Here is a 621-nt window from a genome sequence, read left to right on the forward strand (position 1 = left end):
CGGGGGTCGCATTTCACCATCTGGTTGGCGGGCTCGAAGCATGCGTTTGTGATCTCGGCGACGGAAAGCTGTTCATGGTAGGCCTTCTCGGCAGAGATGACTGGCGCGTACGTGACCAGTGGGAAGTGGATACGGGGGTAAGGCACCAAGTTAGTCTGGAACTCGGTGAGGTCCACATTCAGAGCGCCGTCGAATCTCAAAGAAGCAGTGATCGAGGAGACAATCTGTCCGATGAGACGATTCAGGTTGGTGTAGGTTGGGCGCTCAATGTCGAGATTACGGCGGCAGATGTCATAGATGGCTTCATTGTCGACCATGAAAGCACAGTCAGAGTGCTCAAGGGTTGTGTGGGTGGTGAGGATAGAGTTGTAGGGCTCGACGACGGCAGTGGAAACCTGAGGCGCGGGGTAGATGGCGAACTCCAGTTTAGACTTCTTGCCGTAGTCAACGGAGAGACGCTCCATCAATAAGGAAGTGAACCCAGAGCCGGTACCTCCACCGAAGGAGTGGAAGATCAGGAATCCTTGCAGACCGGTACACTGGTCAGCGAGCTTGCGGATACTGTCCAAAACCAAATCTACGATTTCCTTTCCAATGGTGTAGTGACCACGGGCATAGTTG

Annotated in this window: 1 protein-coding gene; it reads right to left on the reverse strand. The window is 54.1% G+C overall.

The genetic code is table 11. The features are described from left to right. Positions 1-621 (reverse strand): tubulin alpha chain (locus tag F0U44_RS24000; protein WP_149730588.1); only part of this gene is annotated, 621 nt, incomplete at both ends.

This window comes from Nocardioides humilatus, assembly GCF_008373755.1.
GTDB classification, from domain to species: domain Bacteria; phylum Actinomycetota; class Actinomycetes; order Propionibacteriales; family Nocardioidaceae; genus Nocardioides; species Nocardioides humilatus.